This is a genomic window from Streptomyces sp. NPDC006655 (genome assembly GCF_040703965.1).
Classification (GTDB): domain Bacteria; phylum Actinomycetota; class Actinomycetes; order Streptomycetales; family Streptomycetaceae; genus Streptomyces.
Genome location: NZ_JBEYJU010000030.1, coordinates 40,744 through 56,583 on the forward strand (window position 1 = coordinate 40,744; position 15,840 = coordinate 56,583).

21 protein-coding genes are annotated in these 15,840 nt (G+C 69.5%); 5 read left to right on the plus strand and 16 right to left on the minus strand.

Features of this window, described 5'->3' with window-relative positions:
* Positions 1-24 precede the first annotated feature (24 nt).
* From AB0958_RS19410 to AB0958_RS19425, 4 genes are all read left to right on the plus strand, one after another.
* The gene (locus AB0958_RS19410) at positions 25-660 is read left to right on the plus strand and encodes a hypothetical protein (RefSeq protein WP_366891676.1); all 636 of its coding nucleotides are present in this window, start codon (positions 25-27) and stop codon (positions 658-660) included.
* Positions 660-983 (plus strand): hypothetical protein, encoded by a 324-nt coding sequence (locus AB0958_RS19415; RefSeq protein WP_366891677.1) that lies wholly within the window; start codon positions 660-662, stop codon positions 981-983. The genes AB0958_RS19410 and AB0958_RS19415 overlap by 1 nt, the downstream gene beginning before the upstream one ends.
* A 123-nt stretch (positions 984-1,106) precedes the next feature.
* Entirely contained in the window at positions 1,107-1,391 is a 285-nt protein-coding gene (locus AB0958_RS19420; RefSeq protein WP_366891734.1) for a hypothetical protein, read from the plus strand.
* Positions 1,392-1,395: 4 nt separating this feature from the next.
* Positions 1,396-1,650, plus strand: a complete 255-nt coding sequence (locus tag AB0958_RS19425) for a hypothetical protein (RefSeq protein WP_366891678.1) — start codon at positions 1,396-1,398, stop codon at positions 1,648-1,650.
* 85 nt (positions 1,651-1,735) lie between these two features.
* On the opposite strand, the gene AB0958_RS19430 is transcribed toward AB0958_RS19425, so the two are convergent.
* The 4 genes from AB0958_RS19430 to AB0958_RS19445 form a co-directional block, all read right to left on the minus strand.
* Complete coding sequence (locus AB0958_RS19430) at positions 1,736-2,155, minus strand: hypothetical protein (protein WP_366891679.1); 420 nt, start codon at positions 2,153-2,155, stop codon at positions 1,736-1,738.
* 93 nt (positions 2,156-2,248) lie between these two features.
* Positions 2,249-2,581: a hypothetical protein gene (locus tag AB0958_RS19435; protein WP_366891680.1), complete on the minus strand. Its 333-nt coding sequence runs from the start codon at positions 2,579-2,581 to the stop codon at positions 2,249-2,251.
* A gap of 14 nt (positions 2,582-2,595) precedes the next feature.
* Positions 2,596-2,994, minus strand: coding sequence for a hypothetical protein (locus AB0958_RS19440; RefSeq protein ID WP_366891681.1), 399 nt, complete (start codon positions 2,992-2,994; stop codon positions 2,596-2,598).
* Positions 2,982-3,347 carry an SH3 domain-containing protein gene (locus tag AB0958_RS19445; protein ID WP_366891682.1) on the minus strand — a complete coding sequence of 122 codons (366 nt, stop codon included), beginning with the start codon at positions 3,345-3,347 and terminating at the stop codon, positions 2,982-2,984. Before AB0958_RS19445 ends, AB0958_RS19440 begins: the two co-directional genes overlap by 13 nt.
* A 532-nt stretch (positions 3,348-3,879) precedes the next feature.
* On the opposite strand from AB0958_RS19445, the gene AB0958_RS19450 reads away from it, so the two are divergent.
* Complete coding sequence (locus tag AB0958_RS19450; RefSeq protein ID WP_366891683.1) at positions 3,880-4,635, plus strand: IclR family transcriptional regulator; 756 nt, start codon at positions 3,880-3,882, stop codon at positions 4,633-4,635.
* Positions 4,636-4,734: 99 nt separating this feature from the next.
* On the opposite strand, the gene AB0958_RS19455 is transcribed toward AB0958_RS19450, so the two are convergent.
* The 12 genes from AB0958_RS19455 to AB0958_RS19510 form a co-directional block, all read right to left on the minus strand.
* On the minus strand, positions 4,735-5,400 hold the full coding sequence (locus tag AB0958_RS19455) for a hypothetical protein (protein ID WP_366891684.1): 666 nt from the start codon (positions 5,398-5,400) through the stop codon (positions 4,735-4,737).
* A gap of 161 nt (positions 5,401-5,561) precedes the next feature.
* On the minus strand, positions 5,562-6,497 hold the full coding sequence (locus AB0958_RS19460) for a hypothetical protein (RefSeq protein ID WP_366891685.1): 936 nt from the start codon (positions 6,495-6,497) through the stop codon (positions 5,562-5,564).
* A gap of 32 nt (positions 6,498-6,529) precedes the next feature.
* Positions 6,530-8,746 (minus strand): tetratricopeptide repeat protein, encoded by a 2,217-nt coding sequence (locus tag AB0958_RS19465; protein ID WP_366891686.1) that lies wholly within the window; start codon positions 8,744-8,746, stop codon positions 6,530-6,532.
* Positions 8,743-9,501 carry a GntR family transcriptional regulator gene (locus AB0958_RS19470; protein ID WP_366891687.1) on the minus strand — a complete coding sequence of 253 codons (759 nt, stop codon included), beginning with the start codon at positions 9,499-9,501 and terminating at the stop codon, positions 8,743-8,745. The genes AB0958_RS19465 and AB0958_RS19470 overlap by 4 nt, the downstream gene beginning before the upstream one ends.
* Positions 9,502-9,666: 165 nt before the next feature.
* Positions 9,667-10,662 carry an endonuclease/exonuclease/phosphatase family protein gene (locus tag AB0958_RS19475; RefSeq protein WP_366891688.1) on the minus strand — a complete coding sequence of 332 codons (996 nt, stop codon included), beginning with the start codon at positions 10,660-10,662 and terminating at the stop codon, positions 9,667-9,669.
* Positions 10,659-11,471, minus strand: coding sequence for an SAM-dependent methyltransferase (locus tag AB0958_RS19480; protein ID WP_366891689.1), 813 nt, complete (start codon positions 11,469-11,471; stop codon positions 10,659-10,661). The genes AB0958_RS19475 and AB0958_RS19480 overlap by 4 nt, the downstream gene beginning before the upstream one ends.
* A 19-nt stretch (positions 11,472-11,490) precedes the next feature.
* A complete protein-coding gene (locus tag AB0958_RS19485) occupies positions 11,491-11,979 on the minus strand; it encodes a hypothetical protein (RefSeq protein ID WP_366891690.1) in 489 nt (162 codons plus the stop codon).
* A gap of 162 nt (positions 11,980-12,141) precedes the next feature.
* Positions 12,142-12,924, minus strand: a complete 783-nt coding sequence (locus AB0958_RS19490; RefSeq protein ID WP_366891735.1) for a zinc-dependent metalloprotease — start codon at positions 12,922-12,924, stop codon at positions 12,142-12,144.
* 45 nt (positions 12,925-12,969) lie between these two features.
* The gene (locus tag AB0958_RS19495; protein WP_366891691.1) at positions 12,970-14,199 is read right to left on the minus strand and encodes an acyl-CoA dehydrogenase family protein; all 1,230 of its coding nucleotides are present in this window, start codon (positions 14,197-14,199) and stop codon (positions 12,970-12,972) included.
* 54 nt (positions 14,200-14,253) lie between these two features.
* Complete coding sequence (locus AB0958_RS19500) at positions 14,254-14,862, minus strand: GAF domain-containing protein (protein WP_366891692.1); 609 nt, start codon at positions 14,860-14,862, stop codon at positions 14,254-14,256.
* 28 nt (positions 14,863-14,890) lie between these two features.
* On the minus strand, positions 14,891-15,496 hold the full coding sequence (locus AB0958_RS19505; RefSeq protein WP_366891693.1) for an ATP/GTP-binding protein: 606 nt from the start codon (positions 15,494-15,496) through the stop codon (positions 14,891-14,893).
* On the minus strand, positions 15,474-15,839 hold the full coding sequence (locus AB0958_RS19510; protein ID WP_366891694.1) for a DUF742 domain-containing protein: 366 nt from the start codon (positions 15,837-15,839) through the stop codon (positions 15,474-15,476). The genes AB0958_RS19505 and AB0958_RS19510 overlap by 23 nt, the downstream gene beginning before the upstream one ends.
* Between the last annotated feature and the right edge of the window lies 1 nt (position 15,840).

The following is a 15,840-nucleotide window of genomic DNA, read 5'->3' on the forward strand; positions in this document are numbered from 1 at the left end:
CTGACTTCCCTTGGGAGACCCCGCGTGACCTCACATCCTTCCGGCCACACCCCGCAACAGACCATCGGCGCACGGCTGTTGGCGTTCCAGCTGATTCGAGCCCTCGCGGCCAACGACTTCCGCCGCAGCCGGGACCTGGACGGCTATGTCGTGTCTGCGACCGGTCGCATGCGCATCGCGCTCGACTACATGCGCGACTACTTCGCCGGCGCCGACGTCCGCCGTGACGTCGCGCCCATGGTCGCGGCCCTGTCCGAAGTGACCGTGGCGGCTCTGACCCTGCTCAACGGACCCGACCGCGTCAGCGAGTGGTTGACCATCCAGGCCGACACCGTCAGCAAGGTCATCGCCGCGGCGGGCAACGAACGCAGCCCTGACCCGACCGTCGTCGCTGCCGCCTCCCACATCGCCACCCGGCTGGGCGAGGCCGAAGACGACGAGCGCGACAGCGCCGTCCGCGCTGACATCCTCGATCTCGTCACCGGATGGGTCCGCGACGAGCACGCAGCCGCCGACTCCTGGGATCTCCTCCTGGCTGCCGCCTGGCTCGCTGCCTGGGTCACCGCCGAAGCCCTCGGCCACGACCAGAAGGCGATCAACGAATACCTGGACGAGCACAGCCGTGCCCTGGCAGCCCGCCACCAGGCGGTGACCGGCTGATGGCGGAGGTACGGATCATGGGCGCCACGGTCGAGGAGGAGGAACAAGTCGCCGAGCTGATCCGGCTGGCACTGGCCGCGTACCCGGTCCCGGTCGCCGTCGACGCGCCGCGCCGACTGCGGAACCGGCAGACCACTCCGGATACGCCCGCGTACCGGATCGTGCTCACGGTCATCCCCGGTGCCCCGCCAAACGGCCAGACTCAGCACACGGTGCAGGCAGAACGAGGGGAGCCCGCCCACGGTCGAGGCGAGACCCGAGGCAGCCGCGCCGTGGCGGGGCGCCGGGGCCGCCCGGCCCTACCGCCGGGCGGCGGCAGGTAGCCGCCGAGGGTGAGGTCCCCCACCGGTTGTCTCCCGCGGGGGACCTCGCCACCGCTACGCTGGGGGAGAGGCCCGGGCTCCACCGGAGCCGGGCACAGCGCGACCACGGACGAGGCGGTGACCATGCGCGAGGCGGTGAACCTCAGCGAGGGGGAGTGGACCCCGGACGCGATCGCTCACGCTCTTCCGACGCCGGACATGCGGATGGAATTCTGGAGGCAGCTGAACCTCACCGCCTTCGGCGAGCTGGAAGCGCTCGGCGCCCGGTGGCTCAAGGTCATCGAGGACCTGCAGACCGGTGTCGAGCGGGCCCGGGAGGTCAACGCCTACCAGCGGGAGCACGGCGGTGCTCTTCCCCCGGAGTATTCGGACGTCACCGAGCTGATCACCGAGCGGCGGGTCGCGTAGCTTCATGAACCACCGGCTCTACATGGACGCCACACAGCACGAGGTCTACAGGAGTCTGCCCGACAAGGCCCGCGACCGAGTCGCCCGGTTCCTAGTCGACGCGCTCACCGACCCCATCGCGGCCACCGAACCGTACGGAGACATCGACGACGGTGTGGTGCGGCTGTGGGCCGCCGGGGACCTGGCGATCGTGCTGCTGGTGGGCCAGGAGACCAAGACCGTGACCGTGCTGAGCATCGCGTACGCCGGCCTGGAGTGAAGGCATGGAAAACGGGGGGCCGCCGGGTCAGGTCCGGCGGCCCCCCGGGTCTGTCGGTTGGGGCAAAGAGAGGTGGCGAGACGGCCTAGGCGCCGGCCGCCACCCCGCGCGGGACCTGCGGGAGCGCGGAGACGGCTGCCCCCTCGATCAGCGGGAGGGAGGAGCCAGCGGTCCACCGGTCGAGCCGGTCGTCGTCCCGCAGGACCGGGTAAATGAACCGGACGCCGGAGGTCTCGGCCGCCGCCGCCATGAGATTCAGCAGGTTCACGAGCAGGACATCGCCGCGGTCACGGGAGCACACGGCCGCCTCTTGCCACCAGGACGGCCCGGCGCCGTCCTCCACGTCCGCCTCAGCGACATCGAGGCAGGCCATGATCCGGACGTTCCCCGGATCGGCCCACCGGCCCGTCGTGGGCCCCTCGGCGTGCTCCAGGCGGACGGCCACGATGCGGTCCGCCCGTACGACCTGGCCCGCAGCCATCCTGACCCAAGTGGAATTGAGCATGGGCATTGCTCCTTCGGTGACACGTACGCCGTCGGGTGGCCCGTGTAGGGCCCGCCCGACGGCGGCGTTGTTCTGGTTGCCCTTGCCCTGGCGTCAGGCGCGCGGGTCGGCGCAGGCCAGCTTGACGAAGCCCTTCTTGGCGGTCTTGCCGTGGTGCCAAGTGCCGTACCAGTACGTGATGTTGTCGTTCTTGTCGAGCCACGACCCGGTGATGTGGCCGTAGTCCTTGCCCTTTTCGTACACGTACATGACGTGCTTGCCCTTGCCGTTCGCCTTGGTGCGAACGTCCGCCCGCTTGCAGGTGATCTGCTGGTTGAAGCTGTCGCCCGCCATGGCGGGCGCGGCCGCCGAGATGCCCACACCCGCCGTGAGGGCGAGACCGAGCGCGGCCGCGGCCGTGGTGCGACTCAGGAGTGTCTTGATCACTTCGTCCTCAGCTTCTACTTGTCGAACTCGTGCCAGGACCCGCACAGCTTGGGCTTGCCGCCGGTCTTGTAGACGCAGACCCGCATCTTGAAGCGCACCCCGGCGTACAGCGTCGGTGTCTTCCAGGACCCGCCGTTGTTGGCGACCTTGTCCCGGACGTCGACCACGAAATAGCCGTTCTTCGCGGTGCGGACCTGGGTGATCGCGGAGTAGCCATCCTTCTTGGTGTCGTTCGCGTAGACACGGCCGTTCAGGGCGTTGTAGAAGCCTTCGGCCCTCTTGCCCTGGGAGGTCCACCAGCCGGAGCTATTGGCGGAGGCGGGCGTGGCGGCCAGACCCGTGACGAGAGCGACGCTCAGGGCCGCTACGACCGCGCCGGCGCGAGCCCGCGGGCTCTTGGTCAGCTGTGGCATGCCGTGTCCTCCGGGATGCATGTGTGCTGGTCGTCCGCGCTGGTGTGGAGGAGGTCATCCCTGATCCAGCCGGTCTTGCCCTTGGCATTACCGGTGGTCATCTTGACCTTGTACCAGAAGTAGTTGCCCCGGATGACGACGTCCTTCTCGGAGCACTTGTTGTTCTTGTAGGCGACGCCCACCGCCGTGGAGCTGGTGGACGGCTTGGACCGGAGGTTGGCCGACTTCGCCGTGACGTAGCAGCCCTTCGCGGCGGCCTCGGCCGTACCGGCGGTGGCGACCATGCCGACGAGACCGGAGCCCGCCAGGGCCACCGTCAGCGAGAGGGCTCCTATTGCTCTGCGTGCGCGCAACGTGTTTCCCCGTTCGAAATTTCGCCGTTCCTCAGAATGGCTTTGCTTTAGGAACGTGACCGAAGTCAATGAAACTCCACCGGGCCATGTCAACTTTTTACGCCTGCCGCAACGGAATGCGCTTTCGCTTGATTTCGCCACGCGCAATATCGCAGCTACGGGCAGCGCTCCCGGCTCCTATTTACGCGTAGCGCAATAAGCCATTTCGCGTGACGCAACAAAGGCCCGCAACGCCCGGTTTGGTGGGGTATAAATTTTGCCGGTGGTTTCGCGCCACGCATGTACGATGCAGAGGAGGTTGATCTCGCAACCAAGGGGGTGAGGGGGAGCCGGGGGTTCGGGGGTGGGGACTTCGTGGCGGGGTGCCATGAGGAGAACCCGCCCGTCGGGGATAGTCGCGCTCAGCTGACTCACAGAGAAAGCGGCGCGCACAACGAGGAAAGTCACCTTGTTCACCGCAGCAAGCAACGCAAGCGCAGGAGACCAGTCCACAAATTCACAAGGAGCGGGCGGTACCGCTCATGCCCGGCGGGTGAAGATGGTCGAGCGGGCATTCACGCTCCTCGACGGTCCCGCGCACGGTCCCAGCGAAATCGCTGAGGCCACCGGACTCAATGTCACGGTGGTGTACCGCATCTTGCAGTCCGGCATTCCGAGCCGGTACTTCGTGCAGGGCCCAGGGGGGAAATACAGGCTGGGGCCGGGGGCGGCAGCGATCGGCATGCAGGCGATGGCGTACACGCCGGGCCCCGAAGCCTCCCACCCGATCCTGGAACACCTGAGCAAGGCGCTGGACGCCATGGCCCTGTTGTGGGTGTTCTCCCCGTTCGGCGCCCCCCGGCGCGTGCTCGCCGACTACGCGCCCGGCCGCTATGACCTGGAAGCCCTGGGGCTCAGTGCTAGCGAACTGGTCGCTGTGGGCGGGTCGTTGCGCGTCGGTCCGTCCGGGCGGGTGATCGCCGCGCACCTGTCCGCGCCGCTGGTCGACACGGCGCTGGCCGGTGACGTCCCCGCCGGTGCCGGGCCCGGCGTGCTGGGGGACGGTGAGTTCCGGGCATCGCTGGAAGAGATCCGGAGAGTCGGTTACGCCCTCGGAGAGGAGGAGATCACCGGGTGGAGCGCGGTCGCCGCACCTGTGCTGTGGGGGGACACCGTGTACGGCGCGATCAGCGTGCTCAAGCCGTCCTCGTTGCTGACGGACGCGGCCGGAGCAGCCGCGCGGACGGTAGCGGCAGCCGAGCGTTTCGGCCTACTGGTATCGGGCGGAGGCCTTCCCCTGGCCGGGTGAGCTATGGGCTGGGACCGCCGGGACAGGCGGGCCCAGCCCGTGTCAGATATTCGTCCGTGTGTGGCCAACGCCCACCGTCCGGAGCCCGGTCACAAACATCTACAGGCGCAGGACAGTGCCTCTGCGGTCCGAGGGGCCGCCGCCCTGTGGTCCCTGCGTGCTGCCGGTGCCGGCCTCGGCTGTTCCCGCGCCGCCGGGGGGCTCGGAGAGGAGCCGGGCGAGCGCCTTGTTGAGCTTGCCCTGGATCTCCTCAGTGAGGTCCTTTCCTTCTATGGTGACCACGCGGATGGAGTTGTTCGGGGCGATCTGGGCGCACTTCCTGCCGTGGCGGCGCTGGGTTTCGAAGGTCATGTGCATGGACGCTTTCGGTCCCCTGATGGCGAGGACGTATCGCCCCTTGCTGTCACGTCCGACGGAGACGGAGGCGCCTTCCCGGCCGCGCAGCCGCTTCTCGCACTGTCCGAGGCAGCGGAGGATCTCCGCGGGGAGCGTGGTCTGTTCATCGAGCGGCGTCAGATCGGGGAGTACCGCCGGACCGGCGGCATCGGAGGGTAGACGCTCCAGGAGGGCGGCATACTCCGGCCAGGACTTCGGGGTGGTGCGTCGCTCGTCGTCCTGGAACAGCTGGTAGTCGGACCGCTTCCATCCGCTGCTGCTGCGTTTGAAAACGGCTTCGATCCGCAGGCGGCCGTTCACGTGAGTGAGGCGTATGGCGGTCGTGTCGACCTGCGTGATCGTTGGTCTGATCCCGGTTTCACGGGCCATGGTGTCGACCTCGCGCTGCACAGGAATCGGTATGAACAGTCCCTGGTCTGACGAGACTTGGGGTGTTGCAGGCACTGCTGGGCAGCCCCTTCTCTTCGCGGTCCGTTGAGTGTCTGGTGACTACGGACGGCTCTCGCCGTCCGGGGTTCCGGCAGCCCGATTCAGCCCGTCGCGCCGACGGGTTCTCGGTGGAGCCGGACGCGGAGGAGATACGGCAGGTGGTCGGACAAGCCCGTCAGGTCGAGGTCCGAGTCAGGGGAGTCCGGGGCGGGGATGTCCGGGGCGAAGCTCTGGGGGGCGCCGAGGGTGCGGTAGTCGAGCACCTCGATGCGCCGGCCGGTGACGAGGGCCTGGTCGAGATGGAGGGGCACCGGCTCGTTCGCATACCAGTAGCCGACCGTCGGCTTGCGCCGGAGCGGGATCTCGTCCTGCGGGTCCCGCCAGCCGGACCTGATCAACAAATTCGGGGCATCGAGGTCCCATCCGCCGAACGACCCGTCGGGCAGCATCTTCCGGTAGCGGTGCCAGAGGTTTCGCGGCACCGCTGACCAGTCCTCCGGTTCAGGGTCGTACCGGTCGGGCCCGTTCGCGTCCATGAGCAGCACGCCGTCCTCCGGCCAGCTGTCGAACTGCTGCCCGTAGTCGGCCAGGAACTGGGCCTCGCCCAACCGGGCCGCGCCGTTGGAGTAGGCGAGATGCGCTCCGAGCAGGAGCAGGCGCACGCCGTCCACCTCGAACACCGCGCGCATGGCGCCGTGGTGGAAGGCCCCGCGGGCGAGCTCGCCGGACGTCACCAGCCGAGCCTTCTCCGCCCTGTAGTACAGGACGGAGTGGTTACGCCCATCCCCGACACGGGAGGTCATGTACGGGAGCGCGGCCAGACCTGTCGCGTCGGCGAGGTCCTTGAAACGGCGGCCGTCGCCCAGATGCCAGTCGGTGCCCTCCATGATCCACAGGAAATCGAGACCAGGGAGGGACGCGAGGTAGTCGATCTGCTGCTCGAAGCGGTAGTCGTGGAATCCGCGGTCGTCGCGGTCGATCCCCCCGGTCAGCGTGTTCCACGCGAGCAGATCGAGTTCGGTCGTGTCGGTCGCCATGGTGTTTCCCCTCCGAGGTGTGTCCGACTGGGCTATGAGGACAGGGCGTGCAGCCGCTCCTGGACGCGGTCCGCGTCGGGCGGGCTGATGGGGGTGTAGATGACCAGCGCCTCCCGGTAGAGGGCTGCGGCGTCGTCGTGGTGGCCGGCGGTCTGGAGGGTCTGACCGAGGAATTCGCGGCTGCGTGCCTGCCAGCGGCGCGTTCCGGTGCGGTCGAACTCAGCGACGGCCTTCCGCCCGAACCGGCCGCCCTTGCCGAGGTCGCCGTTGAGGGCGTGAGCACGGCCGAGCCAGGCCAGCGCTCGGGCCGCGTCGATGGAGTCCTTGAGCGTGAGCAGGGTGGTGCGGGCAGAGGAGAAGAGGGCGACCGCATCGGCAGGCGGCCGGTCGAGGAGGAGACGGACCTGGCCGAGACACACGTCGGTGATAGCGACCGCCCTCTCGAACGTCTCCTGCTCCCGGCTGTTCCCGTTCGCCGCGGCGGCGCGGGCGAGCGCGGCACGCTGCTGGTACGCCAAGACCAGCAGCGGCTCGGCTTCCTCCGAACGGCCCGCCGCGAGGTGGGTGGCCCCGAGCTCGTGGAGAGCCTGAGCCTCTCCCCGCGCGTCGTGGGCGGCACGGGCGAGGCTCAGCACCTGGTCGTACGCCTCGATCGCGTCGTCGTGCCGGCCGGCGTTGCGCAGTCCGCCCGCCCAGGTGCCCAGGATCTCCAGTTCAGCGATGGGGTCCTGGCAGATCCGGGCGGACCGGAGGGCGACTGAGTGGGTGCGGTCCCACAGGCCGTAGTCGTGGTGGACATGCAGGAGCGGCCACAGGGCATGCGTGAGCTGCCACACGGACGAGTCCAGCCCCGCGTCAGCCGCCGCGGTGATCGCGGCATCGAGACTGGCCTGAACAGCCTCCAGCCAGGCCAGAGCAGCGGCGTCCGTGTCGAACGCGACCGGTTCCGCGGGCTGGTAGAGGTAGTCCCGGGCGAGCGGGCGGTGGAAGGGGGTGAGACGGCGCTCGGCCCGGGTCGCGGTGTCGAGGTAGTAGTCGAGGGCCCGGCGGAGCACATCGTCCGGGTCCGTGGGCTCCTCCTGGGTGAACTTCTCGGCGGCGTGCTCGCGGGCGCTGTCGTGGAACTGGAAGACCTGCCCTCGCACCGAGTCGTCGTCCCAGGTCTCCAGGGGTTCGATCATGCCTGCCGAGTGCAGCGTGCTGAGTGCGTCGGCTGCCGTCTGCCAGGTGAGTCCGGCGACGGCCGCGGCGAGCGGGGCATCGAAGTCCCGGACGGGCAGGCTGCCGAGGCGCCGGTACACGGTGGCGGCCTGGAACGGCAGGTGGTGGTACTGGTCGTTGAGGGCTGTGGGCACAGCCGCCTCCTGACGGGTGAGTGAGGGATGGGTGAGGAACACCGCGCTGTGGGTGCTCATGAGGGAGGCGGTCACGTCCGCCATGGACTGGTCGCTGCGGGAGGCGAGGGCCCCGACGACCACGGCCAGCGCCATCGGCCGTCCGGCGGACAGCCGTACGATCCGCTGCGCGGCCCGGTGGTCTTCGGCGACCCGGTCACGGCCGAGGCAGTTCTCCAGGTAGTCCTGTGCCGCGTCGTCGTTGAGCGGCCGGACCGTGTGGAACCGGGCGCCGTGGCTGGCGAGACCGCCCAGCCGGGCGCGGCTCGTGGTCACGACGACGTGGCCGGTGCCGCCCGGCAGCAGAGCCCGCACCTGGTCGGCGTCGACGGCGTTGTCCAGCAGGACGCAGACCGGGCGGGCGGGGTCGGCGGTCGCCGTCCGCCACCACGCGCCGAGTTCATCGGCGGTGCTGGCGCGCACGCCGGGACGTACGGACCGCAGGAGCCGGGCGAGGACCTCCGGGGTCGAGGCGCGGCCCCCGGGCACGTAGCCGCGCAGATCGGCGTACAGCGCCCCGCCGGGGAACCGCTCGCTCTCGACGTGCAGGAATTTGCCGGCCAGGGCCGTCTTGCCGATGCCGCTGGGACCGCTGATCGCGATGACGCGCACGGAGTCCGCGGACATGCGGTCGACCGCGGCCGCCAGCTGGACCAGGTCGTGGGTCCGGTCCGTCCACACGGCGGGCACCGGCAGGAGCTGACGGGGAGTGGGCGGGGTGAACTGCGGCGCGTGGAAGTGGAACTGACCGATGCTGCCGGCCTGCACGCTGGGCCCGTACACGGTGACGTCGGCCATCGAGTTCGTGTGTCCGGCCGGCGGGCGGGGGCCGTCGGCCGGGTGGGGCGGGATCATGGGGTCTGCTCCGGGGGGACACCCCTGACCGGTGTTGTCATGGCCCTCGTGAGATCCCAGCCGAGCCCTCGTACCCGGGCCTTGAGCACGCTGTAGGAGACGACGCACCGAGCATCCCGGCTCCACTCGGCGAGCGTCCGGCTCGCCTCCCCGAGGGGGTACTTCGTGCTGCGGGGGCACAGGCGCGTCGACCCTCCGGAAAGGCGCAGCAGATCAGCCCGTGGCGTCGTCCTGACGAGACCACTGACCCTGATCCCGGCCTTCCGGCAGTCTGATACGACGAGCAGCCCTGCCGTGACCAGCGGTTGCAGACCGGTGCCGATGGTCCTGTCCGACACACCGAACTCATCTGCCAGCACCTGGCGGGACGGGATACGCGTGTGCGGGGGGTAAGTCCCCTCAGCCAGCCGGTTCCGCACGATCCGCTCGACGAACACGCCGAGCGGCTCGCGTTCGGCCCTCCCCGCAACCGTCCACGTCTCGCCCTCGACTGCAACGCGCATACCCAGGTGCGGCCGCGTCTCCACGAGACCGTCCGTGGCCAGCAGCCGCAGCGTGCAGGTCACCACAGGCCATGCCCCGTGCCGGAGCGCGACGACACGGCGTTCGAGTTCGGGATGGGTGACGATGTGACCGGGCGGCAGTGCGCCGCGCTCGATCTCGTCACGCAGCTCCTGGTAGAGGCGCTGGACGTGCTCCAGGCCGTGTCTCGGAAGCCACTGGGTGATGCGGTCGGAAAGCTCTAAATCTGGCATATATGCACACCGGGGGGTCGGGCCGCCAGGCGGCGCAGGCGGAGGGCTGTGTGGTTGGTGAGGGTGCGGTGATTACCGCGCCCATCAGGGGGGGTTGGGCTTCCCGTGGCAGGGCACGGCGGCCGAGGACTGGACGCATGCGGAGGCCGGGGTCCCGGCGGGCCGCTACACCGCGAGCCGGAATGCGTCGGTGGACGGAGGGCCGAGGTTCCAGCGCGGCAGGGGGGCGATCTGACGTCGTAGTGCCTGTTCGAGAAGCGGCCGGGAGAAGATCACTTCGACGGCGTGATGGTCGCTGAAGCGGTCGGTGCGCAGGCGGCGGACCGAGATCACGGCCTGGGTGAGCCAGGGATCGGCGTAGACACGGTCAATCCGCTGCGGGCCTCCCTGCCCGACGGCTCCGGGGGCGTGCCCCCCGGTCGGTGCCAGCGCGGTGAGCTGCCCGTGTGCCTGGGCGGCGTAGCGGGCGACGTCGTGGAGACCACAGGAGAGGAGCGTGCGGTCCAGGTAGCCCGCGTTGACCCGAGTGCCGTCGGGCAGTTCGACGGTGCGGTGCACCATGTGGGTCCAGTCCGTGATGCCGGGACGCGCCCAGTTGATCGGGCCCACCAGCTCGCCCCACGGGTGCGCTGCCTCGTTGCAGTCGCCGCCGCCCAGCCAGGCCAGGCCCTGCTTGATCTTGTCGACGGTGGTGGTGAGCTCGTCGGTCTCCAGCATGCGCGCCACCGCCGAGTTGAACGCCGCGTGCCAAGAGCCGATCAGGATGTCGACCTCGGGGACCCCAGCGAGTTGCGTGATCACCATGGCGGGTGGTGTTCTCCACAGCGCCCGCTGCCCGGGTCGGTCGTAGGTGATCTCGAACGAGGGGAACGTTGCCGGCCTCAGATACAGCGCGGTCGGGTTCCGCCCCCGGTTGTTGGGGGCGAGGATTCCGCGCATGCCGAGGAGTTCGCAGGTCGCCCGGTGCCGCCGCGCTCCGTGAAGGGCGCTGTAGGTGGCTTCCTGCCGGAGCAGGATGTCCGGGCGCAGTTCCTTCAGGAACTCGATGGCCGCCCACCACCGCGCGGGGAACTGCCCGCCCGTGTCTCGTCCGCCGTCCTTCTCCAGGTTCAGCGAGACGAGAGTGATGATCTCCCGCGGATCGTGACCCAGCAACGTCATCTGTTCACCTCCGCTGGGCCTTCGGCGCGAGCGGATTGTTTGCGGCCGATGCCTCCGTAGATGTGCGTCGGCTCCGGGGAGCTCTCTGGGGCCGGCCGCCACAGGGGGCACGAGACGATGCCGGGCTCCAGCAGTTCGAGCCCGTCGTAGAAGGCTTCGAGCTGTGTGGGGCTGCGCAGAACGTACGGGAGGGCGCCGGTGGTGTTGTAGCCCGCCTGGGCTTTCGCGAGGCCGGGGTCGGTGTCGGTGCCGTCGTAATGCACGAAGTAGCTGCCAACGGGCAGGTCGGCCTGGAGACGGCGGACGATCGCCGTTGCCTCGGTGTGGTCCTGGACGTGACCCAGGACGCCCATGAGCATCAGGGCGACGGGCTGGGAGAAGTCCAGGAGGCCGTGCGCGGCGGTGAGGATCTTCTCCGGATCGTGCAGGTCGGCGTCGATGGAGGCGGTGCGGCCTTCGCGTGTGCTGATGAACAGGGCCCTGGCGTGGGCGAGGACGATCGGGTCGTTGTCGACGTAGACGATCTGGGCGGCCGGGCTGACCCTCTGCGCGACCTCGTGGGTGTTGTCGGCCGCGGGCAGGCCGGTCCCGACGTCGAGGAACTGGCGGACGCCGAGGTCACCGGCGAGGAGGGTGACCGCGCGGTTGAGGTACTCGCGCGCTTCGTGGGCCATGGTGACGATCTGGGGGGCGATGGCGCGGTAGGCGTCGCCGGCCTGGCGGTCGGCGTCGTAGTGGTCCTTGCCGCCCATCCAGTAGTTCCAGATGCGCGCGGAGTTCGGGATCGTCGTGTCGAAGTGCCTGATCATGGGTTTCTTCCGAGGGCTGTCAGCTCAGGTCAGCGGGCCGTGTCGCGGGTGTGTGCGTGACCGGGGCGGGGGCTGGGGGTGCAAGGGCGGCGAGCGCGGCCCACAGGACGGTGGGCGGTGTCCACAGGAGCTGTCCGCACGGCTCGCCGCGGGTGATCCACCGCAGATCCGGGCCGGGGCCGCGGGCTGCACGCGCAGGTGCCAGCAGGGCAGGACCGCTCAGGCACAATGCGGGAGCGGACCAGGGGAGCGTTCCGGACCCCGGCGGTACGAAGAACCGCCAGTTGTCGCCTTCGGCGTACACGGCTCCGACCGGTGTGCCGAGCGTGCGCATACGGTCCAGGGCCGCAGCGGCGTAGTCCTGCGGCGCCTGCACCACGTCGAAGCCCGTTCCGGTGCTGATGACGCTGGGGGCGGAGCTCCGCCAGGCCGGGCCGAGCAGCTGGTATGCCTGCCGGTGCGTCTCGCCGTCGTCCAGGGTGGGGACCGTCCAGCGGGGGGCGGCCACGTCGGGCCGGTGGGTGAGTGCTGAGTCCGGCCGCGGCGCGGGGGCTAGAGGGATGGGAGGGGTCACGGGAACCGTTCGGATCTGGGGGGTGGGTAGTTGGCGGCGGCCGGGTGCCCGGTGGGGGCAGCCCGTGCGCGGGAAGCGGGTGGAACATGGCGGGTGCTAGGGAGGAGGCATCCGGCCGATCCACCGGCCGGGGTGCCGGAACTCGTCGAGGGTGGGGGCGAGGCCGGGGGTGTTCCACACGGCGTTGAACGCGGTCAGGCCCCTGGCACTGACGGCCTGGTCGACGAGGGCGCTGGCTCGGGCCACCCGTCGGTCGGCCATGGGTTCCAGGACGCTGCGGGCGAGGCGTTTCGCCAGGGGTCCCCGGTTCTGCTGGGTGCTGCCGGTGATCTGTCTGGTCGCCTGGCTGCTGGTCCACTGTGCGTGGCCTTCGCTGAGCTGGACGATGGGGTGTCTCGCCGTCGGGCTCTTCGGCCATTCCGGGGCCGGTACGATCTGGCCGTCGCCGGCGAGAACCTGGGCCTGCTGGGCAAGGGAGCGGACGAGCAGGTCGCACAGGAGGTCGGGGGTCTCGCGCAGTTTCTGGAGGCCGAGGGCTTCGGGGACGATCAGCGTCGAGGGCTTCCCGATGCTGGTCGCGACGAGGACGGGCTTCCTCGACAGCCCTCCGCGGCGGACCATGAGTTCGGCGGCCTGCGGCTGCCCGACCAGCTTGGCTTGTTCCCAGCGGGTGAGGTCCAGCCCCGCGGTGTCGCGCTCCATCTGACGGCGGACGAACGCGCGGTACGCGAGGGCGAGCCCGTCGACGTCGACGAGTTCGAACCTGGGGCGGGGCAGCGGCAGGCCGGTGACCTTCTCCACCCACGGCACCGCCGCCCTGACTAACTCCTCTATGTGGTCGGCCAGTTCGGCGTGGCGGGTCTCGTGCTGAACGTACATGTCGGTCACGGCGGTCTCTCGTGGTGCGGGTAGGGAAGGAGGGAGTCACGCGGCCGCGGCGAGGCGGGTACGGCGGATGAAGTCTTCGGACCACTGGGTGCGGTCGACTTTGAGAGCCTTCTCGGTCAGCCGGTGCCGCTGGATGTCGTCCGGGCCTGCCGGTGCGCCGACGAGCTGGATGTCTCGCATCAGGCGCGTGATGGGGTGGTCGGTGCGGGCGGCGTAGCCGCCGTGGAGCGAGGTCGCGTCCCGCAGAGATTCGCCGGCCGCCACGTTGTTGAACAGCTTCGACTGGACGAGTTCCCCGTCACACGGCTGTCCCCGGTCGAGCAGGTGTACGGCGTCGTACGCCAGCCTCTCGGCCGTCATCAGGCGGGATTCCATGTCCGCGAGGCGGTGCCTGACGACAGGGAGATCAGAGAGCTTCCGCGTCTCGCGGTGGCGTTTGCCGGTCTTGCGGTGGCGACCGTTGAGGAAGTCGATCGTCTCGTCCACGACGCGGTGGTGGAGGCCGAGGGCGGTCGCGGCGAGGTTGGGGCGCCCGCAGACGACCGAGGCGGTGTACGCGGCGGCGAGGCCGTCGCCGACGTCCCCGAGGAGGTTCGTGGCGGGTACGCGGACGTCGCGCAGATTCACGTTTCCGCAGGCGAAGCCGTGCATGCCGACAAGGTCCGGCTGGCTCACCTCGATGCCGTCTCGGTCGGCTTCGACGAGGAAGGCCGACAGGCTTCGTGGCTCGCCCGGTCTGCCGGTGCGTACGACGACGACGTGGAGACCCGCGATGTGCGAGTTGCCGATGAAGCACTTGCGGGCGTTGATGATCCACTCACCGCCCTTGCGGCGGGCGGTGCCGTCCATGCCCAGGACGTGGCTGCCGCTGTCGGGCTCGGTTACCAGGATGGCGGTCCACAGTCCTTGGGCGATCTGCGGCAGCCACAGCCGTTTCTGTTCCTCGCTGCCCAGGTAGAGGATCGCGGTGGTCGGGATGTAGGAGGCTTGCAGGATGCCGGCGGCGGCGCCGCTGAAGTACGCGGTCTCGGCGATCAGGATCGTCTTGGAGAGGTGGTCCAGGCCCATGCCGCCGTACTCCTCGGCATCGAGGATCACGCCGCACCAGCCCAACTCGCCCATCAGCCGGGGTAGTTCCCGGTCGGTGTGTGTTCCGGCCGCTTCCATGTGCGGGACGTAGGGGGCGATCACTGAGTGACCGAATTCCTGGGCCTGGTCACGCAGGCGCAGGTGGTCGTCTGTCAGGTACGTGTACGCGGTGGACATCGGTCCGTCCCCTCCCTCTGATCTGGCGGGCCTTGGCTACGGCGGGCGGTCGCGCTAGTGCAGCGGGGGGGTGACGTCGGGCAGCGCTTCGATGTAGTCCAGGACTTGGTCGGCGTAGCGCTTGACCATGTCGACGTCCTGGCGGCTCCAGTCCGTCGTCTCCTGGCCCACGAGAGCGAACGTGCCGAGGACGATGCCGGTGGGCCGGTGGATGAGCGGGGCGCCCAGGTAGGTGCGGGCGCCGATCGTGTGGATGGCCCTGTTCATCCAGCGGGGATAGTCCATGACGTTCTTGAGGGGCAGCGCCTTGCGGCGGTCGGCGGTGTGGACACACCACCCGCTGGTGCGTTCCATGAACCGGTCCGCCGGCGCAATGGCGACCGCAGTTGCCTGACTCTCACCGCCGTCGGCGCCCGAGGGCACCCACATACCGGCGAAGTACTGGTAGCCGTCCTTCATCAGGTTGACGAAGCCGTAGAACCCGCGCGCGTTGCCGACCCGGGCGGCCGCCTCCATCGCGGCCGCCCGCGCGAGGTCGTCGAACCGCACAACGGGACGGTCCTCGATCAGCCCCTTGCGCTGCAACAGCGCCAGACGCTCGGCCGCTTTGTGGTCCTCCGGGACCTGGGCGTGGAGGCCGGTCGCAACGTCAAAGGTGGGCATCGTGGGCTCCAAAGCCGAAACGGGGGGACTAGGCGGACGGGACGAGCTGGGCGCGGTGCAGCGCGTGAGAGATCAGGGCGGTCAGGACGTTGCGCGAGGATGCCTTGTCACGTGCGTCGCAGAAGACGATGGGGACCGAGGAGCTCACGCCGAGAGCGGCCCGTACCTTCTGCTCGGTGCGCGGGCGCGCGCCGGGGAACTGGTTGAGGGCGACCAGGAACGGCAGCTGGCGGCTCTCGAAGAACTCGATGGCCGCGAAGCAGTCCGCCAACCGGCGGGTGTCGGCGAGGACGACCGCGCCGACGGCGCCCTTTGCGAGGTCGTCCCACATGAACCAGAAACGGTCCTGGCCGGGTGTGCCGAACATCAGCACCTGCACGTTGTGGGGCAGCTGCACCTCAAGGCCGCTGCGCAGCGTGATGCGGCCGAAGTCCATGGCCACGGTGGTGGTCGACTTCTGAGCGATGCCGGTCACGTTGTCGGTGCCGATCCCGGCCTCGGTGAGGGCTTCCTCCGTCCGCAGGGGCGTGATCTCGCTGACCGAACCGACGAGCGTCGTCTTGCCGACGCCGAACCCGCCCGACACGACGATCTTCAGCGAGAGCGTCAGGTCAGAGTCTCTGTAGCCCAGCAAGGACTTCTCCCAAGATCCGTGGGTCGGTGGCTGCGTCGCCGTAGTTGTCGGGCATCGCGTTTGTCAGGTAGCCGTCCACGATGAGGTCGGACAGCCAGATCTTGACGATCTGCAAGGGCTGGCTGAGCCTCGCCGCGATCTCCGCCACAGAGACCGCGCCGGCCTGGCACAGGGCGAACGCCTTCGCGTAGTGAGACTGCAAGGGGTCGGAGGGCAGGGAGGGCCTGGCTTTGACCAGGGACGCCCGGTCGAGCTCTTGCGAGGGAGTGACCCGCCCGCCGACTAGCGCGAAGGGCCGTACCGCCCCGAGGTCGTCGTCGAGCAGGCCATCGTCACCGGCCATC